The organism is Paenibacillus sp. FSL L8-0435 (assembly GCF_037965655.1).
GTDB lineage: Bacteria > Bacillota > Bacilli > Paenibacillales > Paenibacillaceae > Paenibacillus.
This window is the reverse complement of sequence record NZ_CP150185.1, coordinates 5,128,150-5,141,344: the sequence shown is the minus strand read 5'-3', so window position 1 is coordinate 5,141,344 and position 13,195 is coordinate 5,128,150. Positions and strand designations below refer to the sequence as shown.

The following is a 13,195-nucleotide window of genomic DNA, read 5'->3' as shown; positions in this document are numbered from 1 at the left end:
TAAATAAGTTTAAATATACTATATAAGTAATTCCATGTCGGAAAAACAGAGTGAAATCTACAGGTTCAGTTTTTTCTGAAGGGAAGGGAGGTGATCTAACCTGTTTATTGTAAGGGCTTTCAATTTTGGTTTGAGAGGAAGCTTGCTTCACCGCGTTAGAAAAAAGTTGAACTTCAGCATCAAGCGTAATCCAGTGAAACTTCGAGAAACGCATACTTAAGTTTGACAAAATTGAGAGGAGAAATTGAGATGAAAAAACGTATTACAATCCTTTTAAGTCTTTCGATGATCGTTGCCATGATTGCCCCAACAATGGCTTTTGCTACGGATTCCAGCGAGGTTGGTGCTCAGAACACAGCGTATGAATCTATGAATGTATCCGGCAATGACGCAAACAATGCGCTTGCTAATACTTCGGTGGTGCCGGCACCACCGGGTTTTGATGGCTATCGAAACAATATTCCGCACGGAAATACCAATCTGATATCCTATTACTCCACAACGGTGGGCAATACACGGAAAGCGACCGTGTATACACCGCCAGGATATTCTCCGAATAAAAAGTATAACGTCTTGTATCTCCTGCACGGCATCGGCGGGGATGAGCATGAGTGGGTCAATGCAATGAAACCCAAGAACATTTTGGACAACCTGTATTCGGAAGGCAAGCTGTCCCAGATGATCGTTGTCATGCCGAATGGCCGTGCCATGAAGGACGACCGTCCAGTCGGTGACATTTTTGCTCCGGACAAAGTGGCTGCGTTTGAACGGTTTGAGCAAGACCTGCTCAAGGATCTGATTCCTCATATCGAGGCCAATTATCCAGTGTACAAAGACAAGAATAGTCGTGCGCTAGCCGGACTGTCCATGGGTGGTGGGCAGTCGCTTAACTTCGGATTGAAAAATCTGAATACCTTCGCTTGGGTAGGGGCCTTCTCGGCTGCACCGAATACGCAATCTGTATCACAGCTGGTTTCCAACCCTGGACAAGTCGCTAGCCAACTCAAATTGTTGTGGATCTCCTGTGGATCGAGTGATGGTCTGTTATGGGTCAGCCAGAATTTCAAAAACGGCTTGAGCAGCATGAACATTCCGCATACCTGGTATCAGGATGTAGGTGGACATGAACCATCTGTCTGGAACAGCGGCCTGTATCAGTTCTCACAACGAATCTTTAAATAATTTAATTTGAATTAGCTTCTTGAAGCAATCGACAGGAGAAACAGGAATTCATATCGATATGTAGCCTCAGTTCTGTTCTGCACAGGGCTGGGGCTTTATGTTGGTTAGTGTGCGAATATGACATGATGAATGAGAGAGAATATGTTAGCATGAAGGAAGCAGATCCACATGGAGCGGGTAGTTAATTACATAGGTAGATACATGAAGGAGAGAAATAGGATGTTTTATTACAAAGGTGCGTTTCGGGAAACGGACAATGTGATCTATTTTAAAAGCGATGTTTCATTAGCTCAGAATGATGTTGTCCTATTTGGTGAAAAGAAGTATTTTATCGAAAGTGTGGAAAAAGAATTTCTCCTGCTTCAGCGGGTGGGATCCATCGTTTCTGTGAGTCTGTGAAATCTTCGCAAGATCATCCCCTTTTTCAAGTGTACGTGCACTTCTGGGCCACTGCCTACATACAATAGATCGACCCTGTTCCCACATGTGCTCAGGCCAGATCGTTGTAAAACTGCAGGAGGTGTCATCTGTGCCCGGATTGTTTACCGCAATTGCTCTATTCATTAAAGAGTTAACGTTACTCGTCTCATATGTCAAAAATAATGCGTTCCCCCAGCCTCTGGCTGAGGATGATGAAGCCAAACATTTACGTCTTATGGCTGAAGGCAATGCTCACTCTCGCAATCTGCTCATTGAACACAATCTGCGCCTTGTCGCGCATATCGTCAAGAAGTTCGACAATACGGGTGAAGATCAGGAAGACCTGATTTCCATCGGAACCATTGGATTGATCAAAGCCATCGAAAGTTTTCAACAAGGCAAAGGTACAAAGCTTGCCACATTTGCGGCGAGATGTATTGAAAACGAGATACTTATGCATTTGCGTTCCCTGAAGAAAACACGCAAAGACGTATCCCTGCACGACCCCATTGGTACGGACAAAGAAGGCAACGAAATTACGCTGATCGATATCCTCGGAACAGAAGCCGACGACGTTGTAGATAAAGTGCAGCTCAAGATTGAAAAAAGCAAAATTTATCGCAATCTCGACATCCTGGATGATCGGGAGAAGGAAGTAGTGATCGGTCGATTTGGCCTGGAAGCAGGCGGGGAGGAACGAACTCAACGCGAAATTGCGAAGGAACTGGGGATCTCACGTTCTTATGTATCACGGATTGAGAAGCGAGCGTTAATGAAGCTGTACCACGAGTTTTATAAGCAAAAGTAGTTGCTAGTTAAAAGCGCTTTTCGTTAAAAAGATGGTGTTCTCTGAACCTATCGTATTTGTAGGGAGATGCATTAAGATCGAAAATTTGATACACCGCGCTCTCTGAAATTGGTACGGACAAAGAGGGCAATGAAATTACACTGATTGATATCCTCAGAACAGATTGGAAAAGCAAAAATAATAGCTGAACAGACCAGAGGGCGCCTTATCGGGAGCCCTTTTTACTGTGAAGATACTTAAAATTGGGTCTAAATCGTATTAATTATTTGGGGTTATGACCTAAATAAAGGAATTTTCATTCCTATTGAAGAATATCTTGTACACAGACCAATTTAATATATAAGGAGTAAATCATAATGAAGCAGCTTTTTCGGAAAACTCCACTGTGGTTTTTGTTAATCTGGATCGTAGGATTTATAATGATCGTTTTCAACTCGTTCCAATCAAACTCGGGTACCATTAACTTGCTTGCGTTATTCATAATTAATGTTGCTAATGCGATTCGAATTTGGAAAACCGAACGTTCGTTAGCGATTACCTTTTTAGTTGTTGCCGCTCTATGCTTGGCTTATATTTTTGTATACTTCTATAGATATGTATAATCAGCATGACATGGCATGAGAATAACAAAGGAATGTACATAGGCTGATGATAGTATGGATCGGATGCAACTTAAGCTTATAAAAGCAAAGGGCATGAAATACGAGCGTATCAAGAGGTCACCTCTTACAAAGGTGGCCTCTTTGCTGTGCAAAAAAATATATAAATGAGGGATATGTATTCTGAGCAGATTATTATATGATGAGTAATAATATTTTGCATCGTAGAGAGCATTTGCAGAAAGAGAGTGGTGGTTGATCATGCAGCAAGAAACGTTAACAAGGGGATTAAAGAACCGACATGTGCAGTTGATGGCGATCGGAGGTGCGATCGGTACAGGGCTGTTTCTCGGAGCAGGCAAAACGATCCAGCTAACAGGGCCATCCATCTTGCTGGCCTACATTATTACGGGTGTTGTGTTGTTCCTGATCATGCGTGCATTGGGGGAGCTGCTGTTAAGCAACTTGCAGTATCATTCCTTTGTCGATTTTGTGCGTGATTACCTGGGAAATATGGCGGCATTTATTACAGGGTGGACTTACTGGTTCTGCTGGATTTCCATTGCCATGGCTGATATTACGGCAGTTGGTTTATATACGCAGTTTTGGTTTCCAAATGTACCTCAGTGGATGCCAGGGTTAATTGCGTTAGTCATTTTGCTAATCATGAACTTGGCAACGGTCAAGTTGTTTGGGGAGATGGAATTCTGGTTTGCCCTGATTAAAGTCGTGGCAATTCTTGCACTTATTGTTGTTGGTTTATATATGATATTCAAAGGCTTTACCACGGATCAGGGTCCAGCAAGCTTCACCAATCTGTGGAGTCATGGGGGATGGTTCCCGAATGGGCTGCATGGGTTCATCATATCGTTCCAGATGGTGGTGTTCGCCTTTGTAGGCATGGAACTGGTGGGACTCACAGCAGGGGAAACGGAGAACCCGGAGAAGGTTATTCCAAGAGCCATTAACCAGATTCCGATCCGGGTACTGCTCTTCTATGTTGGCGCACTGCTGATTATTATGAGCATCTACCCGTGGAACGCCATTGTGCCTACGGAAAGTCCGTTTGTACAAGTGTTTGCCGCTGTGGGTATTGCGGCTGCCGCCGGCATTGTGAATTTCGTTGTGTTAACATCAGCGGCTTCGGCGTGTAACAGTGCCATTTTCAGTACAAGCCGGATGGTGTTCTCCATGGCAAAAGATCACAACGCACCCGAGTCGTTTGCACGATTGAACAACAGGAAAGTGCCTTCCAACGCGCTGTTTTTCTCCACAATTGTTATTTTGATTGCGATTGTTCTGAACTATATCATGCCAGAAGGCGTATTTACACTGATCACGAGCGTGTCGACCGTGTGCTTCATCTTTGTCTGGGGTATCATGGTCATCTGTCATCTCAGATATCGTCGTACTCAGCCGGAACTGGCGAGTCGCAGCCGCTTCAAACTGCCACTATATCCGTTCTCGAACTACTTGATCCTGGCGTTTCTGGCGTTTGTGCTAGTGGTATTGGCATTGGCCGAGGATACGCGTGTTGCACTGTTTGTCACGCCGGTGTGGTTTATTCTTGTTGCGGGGATCTACCTTTTTAAAAAGAGAAATTTGAGTAATAACAGACAGTAGGTCTTACCATCGTTGCAAAATAAAGCCGCCCAATGATATTGGGCGGTTATTCGTATTTAAATTCTTGCAGCCTCTTGGCCTTCACGAATGCTCGCATAGATGGCATCACAGATATCGGTGGTATACTGGCCCGACATCCCTTCAAGTGCCGTGTTGGTGAATGCTGCAACACTAAGTTCTTCTTTTGGATCAACAAACCAGGAATGGCCGTAAGTTCCACCCATCCGCCACGTACCCGGGGATTCCGGTGTACCGGCTGCGACAGGATCTTTAAGTACGGTAAAACCAAGGCCAAACCCTCTGCCTGGCCAGTATGGCATCACGAGATCACCGATTTGATTGGTAGACATCTCAGCCGCAACGGCTTCTGTAAGGAGAGGCTGTCCTCCTTGTCGCAATGCTTCAAGTAAAGTAAGAAAATCTCCGGTACTTCCAACCATACCCGCTCCGCCCGATAAGTAAGCAGAAGTACGATTCGCACGATTGGGTGACAGTCGGAAGCCAGCAGTACCCTCAATAAAAGGAATCTGCTCCAACTCCTTATGAAGGAGACGCGGTTTTTCAGAACCATTAGCGTATGCGGCTGTCAATCGTTCCGAATCCACCGCAACAAAGTCAGTGTCGGTCATGTGGAGTGGAAGAGTAACCAGCGTTCGAACAGCTTTTCGTAGTGACATCCCAGTTACCTTTTCGATAACGGCACCAAGTACATCTGTCGCAATGGAATATCTCCACATGTTTCCTGGCTCATACAGAAGAGGAGCAGAAGCCAGCCTCTGCAGATTTTCCTCTAGACTCATTTCAGAGCAATCCATTCCGTCCGATACTCCTGCAAGCTCATAGGTTCCCTGGTCTTCTTGGAAGAAACGGTATGTCAAGCCTGCGGTGTGCGTCATCAACTGATGTACTGATATTAAAGCGTCCTGACCATTGGCAAGTTTGGGCCGGAATGCAGGAAGCCAGCGTGTCACCGGATCATGCAGACTCAGCTTTCCTTGTGAGATTAAAGCCAGTGCTGCTGTCGAGACAATAGGTTTGGTTACGGAAGCAAGTCGAAACAGAGCGTTTTCCGACATGGTGCGTTTTTGCTCCCTGTCTGCGAAACCAGCAGCCCGGCTATATATCAGTTCCCCTCCTAATGCAACCTGTACAACTGTTCCTACGATTCTTTTTTCGCTTAGAGCGCGGTCAATGGCTTCATCCACATAATTATGCAATGTTGTCATGTCTTTTTTTCTCATGTTTATCTTCCTCTCACCAACTGATGTATTTGATTTCTCGGGATAACTGTGTTTATTATATAAATGATTGATCTTGTATTACATGGTTTGTTAAAGGTATTATAATGAATTAGCGAATATACTTAAGGTAATTTCTGAATATATCTTATGTATTTAAAGGAGTGGATCACATGGACGAAATAGATCAGCATATTCTGTATCACTTGGAGAATCAGGCGAGATTATCCATGACCGAACTAGGCAAACTGGTGGGGTTATCTCAGCCCGCTGTTACTGAACGAGTCAAACGAATGGAAGAAAAGGGAATCATCGAGGAATATCGAACCGTGATCTCCCCTTCCAAATTGGGCAAACAAAGCAAAGCCTATGTTCTTTTTCGTACGCGGGATTGTTATCCTTTCCTGGATTTCTGTCGTGCATCACCTGAAGTTGTGGAATGTTATCGGATAAGCGGGGAGTACAATTACTTGCTAAAAATCCTCACAGACACCATTCAGGGACTCGAGGAGTTTGAGAACAAGTGTGATCCGTACGGTACTTACATGACTTTAATCACCATGTCTTCTCCAATTGCACATAAGAATCTCGTGGAAGGACCAAATCTGTTGGCACAGGCAGAATAAGATTACAGTCTATAAAACTTTGAAATGTAATGCAGAAGAGGAGTCCACATCAAGTGAACTCCTCTTTTGTCTTACGTTTAACTCATGCAAAAAAATGCCTTCCTGTTATTTTACTTACTTGGTAAATCCATATTTATAAGCACGCATAGCTACAAGCAACGCAGGAATGAGCAAGATAAACAGCGCCCCAGAGAGGTATCCTGCTCCAAATACTTCAAGAAGGATGCCCCCGATGATGCCTCCTCCGCCAATCGCCAGATTCCATGCTGTAACCAGCATCGATTGGGCGACATCTGTGCTTTTGCCTCCGGCTTGAGCGATGGCAGTTTGTAACAGTGTGGCAGCCCCGCCAAACGTAAGTCCCCAGATCATGACGCCAAGAATAATAATGACAGGTTGATGAGTACCGATTCCCATCATGACAGAGGCCAGAGCGAATGATGCCAAGCTAATGATAACCAATCTCCTCAAAAACCGGTCAATAAGCATTCCGGTTAACCAAATTCCAACAATGGAAGTAATACCGAAAATGAGCAAAATCAAGTCTACTCTGTTAGCAAATACGGTCTGGGCAAGGTAGGGAGAAATATAGGTGTATAGAATGTTATGGGCAAGCATCCAGGCCAGAACAACAAACAGAATAGGCCTAACTCCCGGAATTAAAAACACCTTATGCAGCGGAAGACGTTCCCCAGCGGGCTCTCCGGCAAAGTCTGGCATTTTCCAGAAAACCCATACGATTAGAGCTACGGTCAGAAGGGATACTATCCCGAAGATGAGGCGCCAGCCGATATAAGAACTAAGAAAACTACCGATTGGGACACCCAGGGCTAATGCTACCGGTGTGCCGACCATAGCCACGGCCATGGCTTTACCTTTTAACGAATCCGGGACCATCCGACGAGCATAACCTGCTGTCATTCCCCATAACACACCCGCAGAGACTCCCGCCATAAAACGAGCAGCAAGTGTCAGGATATAATCTGAGGATAAGGCGGTAACGGTGTTAAAGACAAGAAAACCGCTAATGCATGCCAGCAGAAGAGGTCGGCGCCTCCATCCGCGTGTAGCAGCAGTCAAGGGAATGGCAGCAACAAGTGATCCAATGGCATAAAGAGTCACCAACTGTCCGGTAAGAGCCTCTGTGATCCCCAAGTCTTTTGCGATTTGCGGCAGCAGTCCCGCAGGCAGGCTTTCAGTGAGGATGCAAATAAATCCCGCCATGGCTAATGCAAGAAGCCCAGCCCACGGAAGGCGTTCTGAAGATATGGAAGGCAGCTCCCTTTGTTTTGGGAGGGGGGTGTTAATGGTCATGAATAAAACCTCATTTCTTATATTTTAATCCTATCCAGAACTATGCATATAAGCTTATCTGAAAAAATCAAACTTTTGCATACAGGATTAAAGGTGAGAAGGAGGTTTTAACATGGTATTTATTTTAATTTGTGAATTTTTCCGTTAATTCAAAGGGGAACTGTCTGTTCAGCCATTCAAGGATGATATCGACAGGTTCCATGTACCGTTGGCCTACAAGTAAACCCGTATGGGTCGTATCCCACAGTCCGGCATATGCAGCATGCAGCTGCTTGGCGGTTAATTTGCCTCTCTGATCTTCGTCTTCACTGGAAACAGCCTTGATCACCAGACTGGGGCAATGGATCAGGTCACCATTAATGGATACACCATCGACTCCACAAAGAACTGAAAAGGTAGCAAATGCCTTCGCGGACTCCGATTGCAGATATTTAAGCTGAAAAGCAATGTCTTCTGCCGTCTCATCTATACTGGTTAGTTCATCACGGACAGGTGCAGGCATGATAATTCCAGGTGTGATACGATTGCTTTCCGGGTAGGGGATTAGCTCATGCACTTCCTTGCTCAGACTGGCGTCGATCACAACCAGACCTGCCAGAGTAACGGTTTCTGCAATCTTTTGACTGAGAATCCCACCCATGCTAAAGCCAATAAGAACGGGAGGTTCGTTGAGCTCCGCCAATACTTCACGAATATCCTCCAAATAATCGTCAAATGTAATCTTTGTCATGTCCATGACCCGACTCTTGTAGTGACTTCTCAGGTTCATGACATAACAGGTCCAACCGTGCTGGACAAAGTGGGGGATATATTTGCTCCACATCCAGCTGCCTGTGTATGCACCGTGGACGAACAGCAGTGGGGGCTTCTTGGTCGTTGTTTTTTCGTCATGAGGCGGGGTTCCAGCGAATATCTCCAAGTGTAAATCATGTTCTCCGATCTTCTTTACCTCATGTTTCGGTAAAAATTGAGTGTAGTCCGTCATACCAAAAACCTCCTCTAAACTATTAGTTTGATATCAAACTATTTCTCCAAAAAAAATTAGAAGTTGCTATGAATTTTCATTAAAATTCGCAGCAGTTCTTTTTTCTCCGCTTCCGTAACGTCCGCATAGAACACGTCCAGCATGCGCTGTGATATCTCTTCGAAGGCTGGCTTTAATTCTTCGCCTTTTGGAGTTAAAGCCACATGAACAACTCGTGAATCTGTTGCATCACGCTCCTTAACGACGTATTCTGTCCGCACCAATTTGTCCACAAGTGCAGTCACCGTGGATTTATCCTTGCCAATTTTTTTGGCGATTTCAGCCATAGTCATCCTATGATTATTGTACAGGGCATAGATAATATCCCCATGGGACGTAGCGAGATCCTGGATTCCTTGCTCAGCCATCTCGGCCAGGATAAAGCGGTTGACCTTCTCTTTAATTTTGGATATGAGTGAAATAGCGTCTCTTGTTTTCATACGTGTAATATAGTTTGTTATCAAACTAATGTCAAGCTTTGTTTCGTGACGATCTGCCCAAGTTGTGCAATATCGCTATACAGGCTATCGAGTGAGCCTTTGTGATTCGTCGTTTGCACGAACGTACGAATATTCATGTCATTCAATCCATCGACGGTACCTACGCCCCAGTCTGCATCAGCGAACAGGTCGCCCCGTCCGAGTACCAGATCGGGACTTGCACCTACAATCAGCTCTTTACCTACATGAAATTCTCAATTGTGAGCGGGTACGTCGTTTTATTTGTATTCTCAACATGCTTCCGGATGTGAATTTCATTAAATGATGAACCCCTTTTCTATGTGTTTTAAATTGACAAAGATAATCATTCTCAATTATAATCCGAGAAAACACATTGTAAATAGCTAAATTTAATTTGTTTTACATTTTACGCGAATTGATGGGGGAAGAGATGGCACAGACGGTTCAGGTTCAGACACAGCGTATGGGGAAAAGAGAGTCTCTGATTCATAGTAAATCCGGGTTTGCTATACTGATTGCAGCTTTAATCATGATTACGCTTATATCCGTAGGGATCGCGGTTTCCATTGGACAGGTTCGTATTCCGCTGGCGGAGTCATATCGTATTCTTTTAACCAAATTAACGGGATTTCAGTGGGGGACAACACCCATTGAGGCAGGTTCCTTTACCGATATCATTTGGCAGATTCGTTTCCCGCGTGTGCTGATGGCGATGTTTATAGGCGCAGGCTTGGCCTTGTGCGGTGCTGTTATGCAGGCTGCTGTACAGAATCCACTAGCTGATCCTTACATACTGGGTATATCCTCAGGCGCTTCACTTGGAGCAACCTTTGCAATTCTCATTGGATTCGGTGCGATTGGGTGGCTTGGTCAGACGGGGGTTGCTTTCTGGGCATTTGCCGGTGCGATGGGTGCGTCCTTACTGGTCCTGACTTTGGCAGGGATTCGGGGGAAAATGACGTCGGTCAAGCTGGTGCTTGCCGGAATGGTAATTAACGCGTTATGCAGCGCTTTTTCGAACTTTATTATTTATTTTGCTAACAATGCTGAAGGCATCAAAACGGTGACATTCTGGACCATGGGTAGCCTAGCGGCTTCCGGATGGAATAAGCTTCCACTCGTAGGGATCGTCGTGCTGGTGGCGATTCTATTCTTCCTTTTACAGTCCAGAGTTCTTAATACGATGTTATTGGGGGATGAAGCAGCCGTTACACTGGGCATTAATCTGAGTGTGTACCGCAGGGTGTACATGCTGTTAACTGCTTTAGTGACAGGCGTTATGGTGGCGAGCTGTGGCATGATTGGTTTTGTCGGACTCATTATTCCCCATATCGTCAGAGGTCTGGTGGGTTCAGACCATCGTAAAGTGATGCCTGTATCCGTACTGTTTGGAGCCATTTTCCTCATCTGGACGGATGTTATTGCACGATCCCTCATATCCAGCGTGGAGTTGCCAATCGGTATTATTACGGCCATGATTGGTGCACCAATGTTTATGTATATGCTGGTCAAAAAAGGCTACGGTTTTGGAGGAAATTAACCATGAAGCTGAACGTAGAAAATGTATCCATCTCTGTGCTGAACACGGACATCATCAAGAATATTTCATTACAGGTGAACGGTAAACAGTTCGTTGGACTGATCGGGCCTAATGGTTGTGGCAAGTCAACGCTGCTCAAGAGCATTTATAAAGTGATCAAACCGCAGCAAGGCAAGGTTTTTCTGGACAATACAGATATCCTCAAATCCAGCCCGAAGGTCGTTTCCAGACATATGGGCGTTGTCGGTCAGTTTAATGAATTGAGTTTTGATTTTACGGTGCGCGAGATGGTCATGATGGGTCGTACTCCACACAAAAAAATGCTGGAGACAGATAATGAACGGGATCACGAAATCGTGGAGCAAGCTCTGGATAAAGTACATCTGACTGGACATGCAGATCGTAATTACGTGTCTCTGTCTGGTGGAGAGAAACAGCGTGTGGTATTGGCGCGTGTCCTGGCACAGCAACCTGAATTCCTGATCCTGGACGAGCCAACTAACCATCTGGACATCAAATACCAACTTCAGATTCTAAATATTGTCCGTGGACTCGGCATTGGTATACTGGCAGCGCTTCATGATCTCGAACTCGCAGCAGAATATTGCGATTATCTCTATGTGGTGAAAAAGGGCCAGATTGTTGTACATGGCAAACCGGCTGATATTCTGACTCGTGAGATGATTGGTGAGGTATTCGATGTAGATTGTGAAATCTATAAGAACCCGGTTACGGGTGGTTTGGGCATCGCTTATCTGAGTACACGTTGATTAGGACTATATCTTTCGTCTGGATGACGTGGAGAAATCTTCGCAATAATCAATTGAAGTGAACATAGACCGTACCTGTTGGAGCGATGTTGTTGAGTGCTCACAGGGCCGGTCTTTTGTTTTTTTAGGTGGGGGTAGGGATCAATTATTGAAGCTTAGGATCAACGGGATGAGCATGAGCACCGTTGCTGACTTCTTGAAAAATATCTGAGGAGTTATCACTATGCGTTGAAGACTTGTTGCTGTTGTCTTGTTGAGGGTGTTCTCCCGTTGCTGGGCTACTACGTGATGTAATTGCATAACTTCGTAGGATCTCTTCCAGATCTCCAATCGTCACGGGACGAGCATGTCGTTTCAGGACATAACCGAGTTGACCATTGGGTTCCACCGTTGCCATCTCCAGATCGTTCACACTCGTAATACCTTCCTTCCTCAGGTGCATCTCGAGCTGATCCATCGTGTAACGCATACGTTTCAGATTCGGGATAATGACCTTCCCGTCCTCTACCACGATTTTGGAAGTGCCACTCATGAGCCGTTCAAAAAAATTAAATTTCAATTGCAGTTGTTCCACTACAAGCAATGTCGCGATAAATACCGATGCTGATCCAATCGCTTTACCAAGTTCATGATTTGCGATGGGCTGCACAATCGTTGTTCCGATGGAGATCATGATGACCGTTGTAACCACACTCATCTGGGAGATTGACTTGCGTCCTGCAATTCTCAGCAGGATCATGCCGACAAGAACAAGTAAAACGGATTTCCATATCCAGTCCATACGTATATTCCTTTCTATTCCAGTTTGCTCTTTGCTTCTTAGGCTGTTCTGGAGTTGGAGCAATTATGCAGTTGGCTGAATCCGTAGCTTTCATTCACCCCTCCCAATCGTTTACAATAGGGTATTGATGAAGTGAACAAAGGAGCGGGTCACAGTGGCAAAACAGAAATACTATGTTGTCTGGGAAGGCAAGAAGCCTGGTGTATATAACACATGGGCAGATTGCAAAGCGCAGACGGATCATTATACCGGAGCAAAATATAAATCATATGAGTCCAAAGCAGCCGCAGAAGAAGCGTATCGTGCTGGATGGAAAGGGAACTGGGGTTCAAGTGCAGGCGGAGCGTCGAAGACAAAGTCGGCTGGTAGCGGAAGAAGTGCTGGCATGGAAACGTCAGAGGAAGTGGATTACGACAGCATCTCCGTTGATGTGGGTACACGCGGTAATCCTGGACCTGTAGAATACAAAGGGGTGGACACCCGCACTGGTGAGATTATTTTCTCTGTTGGACCGATCTCCAAAGGCACGAACAATCTGGGCGAATTTTTGGCCATTGTACATGCCCTCGCACATCTGAAGAAAGAAGGCAGTACCAAAACGGTGTATACCGACTCGGTCAATGCCATGAAATGGCTAAAGCAGAAAAAAGTAGCCACGACGTTAGCACGGGACAACTCCACGGAAGAGATCTGGCTGATGATTGATCGTGCGGAGCAGTGGCTCCAGACGAATACGTACAGCAATAAAGTGCTAAAATGGCAGACCAAGCAGTGGGGCGAAATCAAGGCAGATTACGGACGGAAGTAGG

At 45.2% G+C, this 13,195-nt stretch carries 13 protein-coding genes; 8 read left to right on the top strand and 5 right to left on the bottom strand.

Going from position 1 to position 13,195, the window contains the following annotated elements; genetic code table 11:
* The first annotated feature begins 249 nt into the window (after positions 1-249).
* The 4 genes from NST33_RS22875 to NST33_RS22860 all read left to right on the top strand — a co-directional run bounded on the left by NST33_RS22875 (position 250) and on the right by NST33_RS22860 (position 4,632).
* Complete coding sequence (locus NST33_RS22875; protein ID WP_339178317.1) at positions 250-1,182, top strand: alpha/beta hydrolase-fold protein; 933 nt, start codon at positions 250-252, stop codon at positions 1,180-1,182.
* A gap of 219 nt (positions 1,183-1,401) precedes the next feature.
* Positions 1,402-1,581 (top strand): hypothetical protein, encoded by a 180-nt coding sequence (locus tag NST33_RS22870; RefSeq protein ID WP_036615241.1) that lies wholly within the window; start codon positions 1,402-1,404, stop codon positions 1,579-1,581.
* 130 nt (positions 1,582-1,711) lie between these two features.
* A complete protein-coding gene (gene sigK / locus NST33_RS22865) occupies positions 1,712-2,410 on the top strand; it encodes an RNA polymerase sporulation sigma factor SigK (RefSeq protein ID WP_062329827.1) in 699 nt (232 codons plus the stop codon).
* 860 nt (positions 2,411-3,270) lie between these two features.
* On the top strand, positions 3,271-4,632 hold the full coding sequence (locus NST33_RS22860) for an amino acid permease (protein ID WP_339305192.1): 1,362 nt from the start codon (positions 3,271-3,273) through the stop codon (positions 4,630-4,632).
* A gap of 56 nt (positions 4,633-4,688) precedes the next feature.
* On the opposite strand, the gene NST33_RS22855 is transcribed toward NST33_RS22860, so the two are convergent.
* Complete coding sequence (locus tag NST33_RS22855; protein WP_339305190.1) at positions 4,689-5,873, bottom strand: serine hydrolase domain-containing protein; 1,185 nt, start codon at positions 5,871-5,873, stop codon at positions 4,689-4,691.
* Between the two features lie 170 nt (positions 5,874-6,043).
* Between NST33_RS22855 and NST33_RS22850 the strand changes: the two genes are divergently transcribed.
* On the top strand, positions 6,044-6,496 hold the full coding sequence (locus tag NST33_RS22850; RefSeq protein ID WP_339305188.1) for an Lrp/AsnC family transcriptional regulator: 453 nt from the start codon (positions 6,044-6,046) through the stop codon (positions 6,494-6,496).
* A 114-nt stretch (positions 6,497-6,610) separates the two neighbouring features.
* Here NST33_RS22850 and NST33_RS22845 read toward each other — a convergent pair whose 3' ends face one another.
* From NST33_RS22845 to NST33_RS22835, 3 genes are all read right to left on the bottom strand, one after another.
* Positions 6,611-7,810, bottom strand: a complete 1,200-nt coding sequence (locus NST33_RS22845) for an MFS transporter (protein WP_339305186.1) — start codon at positions 7,808-7,810, stop codon at positions 6,611-6,613.
* Between the two features lie 124 nt (positions 7,811-7,934).
* On the bottom strand, positions 7,935-8,795 hold the full coding sequence (locus NST33_RS22840) for an alpha/beta fold hydrolase (protein WP_339305184.1): 861 nt from the start codon (positions 8,793-8,795) through the stop codon (positions 7,935-7,937).
* 56 nt (positions 8,796-8,851) lie between these two features.
* Positions 8,852-9,274 carry a MarR family transcriptional regulator gene (locus tag NST33_RS22835; RefSeq protein ID WP_339305182.1) on the bottom strand — a complete coding sequence of 141 codons (423 nt, stop codon included), beginning with the start codon at positions 9,272-9,274 and terminating at the stop codon, positions 8,852-8,854.
* Positions 9,275-9,758: 484 nt separating this feature from the next.
* Here NST33_RS22835 and NST33_RS22830 point away from each other — a divergent pair, with 484 nt between their 5' ends.
* Together NST33_RS22830 and NST33_RS22825 are read left to right on the top strand one after the other, a co-directional pair.
* Positions 9,759-10,835, top strand: a complete 1,077-nt coding sequence (locus NST33_RS22830; protein ID WP_339308754.1) for an iron ABC transporter permease — start codon at positions 9,759-9,761, stop codon at positions 10,833-10,835.
* 2 nt (positions 10,836-10,837) lie between these two features.
* The gene (locus tag NST33_RS22825; RefSeq protein ID WP_339305180.1) at positions 10,838-11,605 is read left to right on the top strand and encodes an ABC transporter ATP-binding protein; all 768 of its coding nucleotides are present in this window, start codon (positions 10,838-10,840) and stop codon (positions 11,603-11,605) included.
* A 145-nt stretch (positions 11,606-11,750) separates the two neighbouring features.
* Here NST33_RS22825 and NST33_RS22820 read toward each other — a convergent pair whose 3' ends face one another.
* On the bottom strand, positions 11,751-12,386 hold the full coding sequence (locus NST33_RS22820) for a DUF421 domain-containing protein (RefSeq protein ID WP_260632977.1): 636 nt from the start codon (positions 12,384-12,386) through the stop codon (positions 11,751-11,753).
* A gap of 154 nt (positions 12,387-12,540) precedes the next feature.
* Here NST33_RS22820 and NST33_RS22815 point away from each other — a divergent pair, with 154 nt between their 5' ends.
* Positions 12,541-13,194, top strand: coding sequence for a ribonuclease H family protein (locus NST33_RS22815; RefSeq protein ID WP_076214201.1), 654 nt, complete (start codon positions 12,541-12,543; stop codon positions 13,192-13,194).
* Position 13,195: the final 1 nt, after the last annotated feature.

Coding starts and splice junctions, on each gene's coding strand:
- NST33_RS22875 (WP_339178317.1), top strand. CDS start 250: ATGAAAAAACGTATTACAATCCTTTTAAGTCTTTCGATGATCGTTGCC.
- NST33_RS22870 (WP_036615241.1), top strand. CDS start 1,402: ATGTTTTATTACAAAGGTGCGTTTCGGGAAACGGACAATGTGATCTAT.
- NST33_RS22860 (WP_339305192.1), top strand. CDS start 3,271: ATGCAGCAAGAAACGTTAACAAGGGGATTAAAGAACCGACATGTGCAG.
- NST33_RS22855 (WP_339305190.1), bottom strand. CDS start 5,873: ATGAGAAAAAAAGACATGACAACATTGCATAATTATGTGGATGAAGCC.
- NST33_RS22850 (WP_339305188.1), top strand. CDS start 6,044: ATGGACGAAATAGATCAGCATATTCTGTATCACTTGGAGAATCAGGCG.
- NST33_RS22845 (WP_339305186.1), bottom strand. CDS start 7,810: ATGACCATTAACACCCCCCTCCCAAAACAAAGGGAGCTGCCTTCCATA.
- NST33_RS22840 (WP_339305184.1), bottom strand. CDS start 8,795: ATGACGGACTACACTCAATTTTTACCGAAACATGAGGTAAAGAAGATC.
- NST33_RS22835 (WP_339305182.1), bottom strand. CDS start 9,274: ATGAAAACAAGAGACGCTATTTCACTCATATCCAAAATTAAAGAGAAG.
- NST33_RS22830 (WP_339308754.1), top strand. CDS start 9,759: ATGGGGAAAAGAGAGTCTCTGATTCATAGTAAATCCGGGTTTGCTATA.
- NST33_RS22825 (WP_339305180.1), top strand. CDS start 10,838: ATGAAGCTGAACGTAGAAAATGTATCCATCTCTGTGCTGAACACGGAC.
- NST33_RS22820 (WP_260632977.1), bottom strand. CDS start 12,386: ATGGACTGGATATGGAAATCCGTTTTACTTGTTCTTGTCGGCATGATC.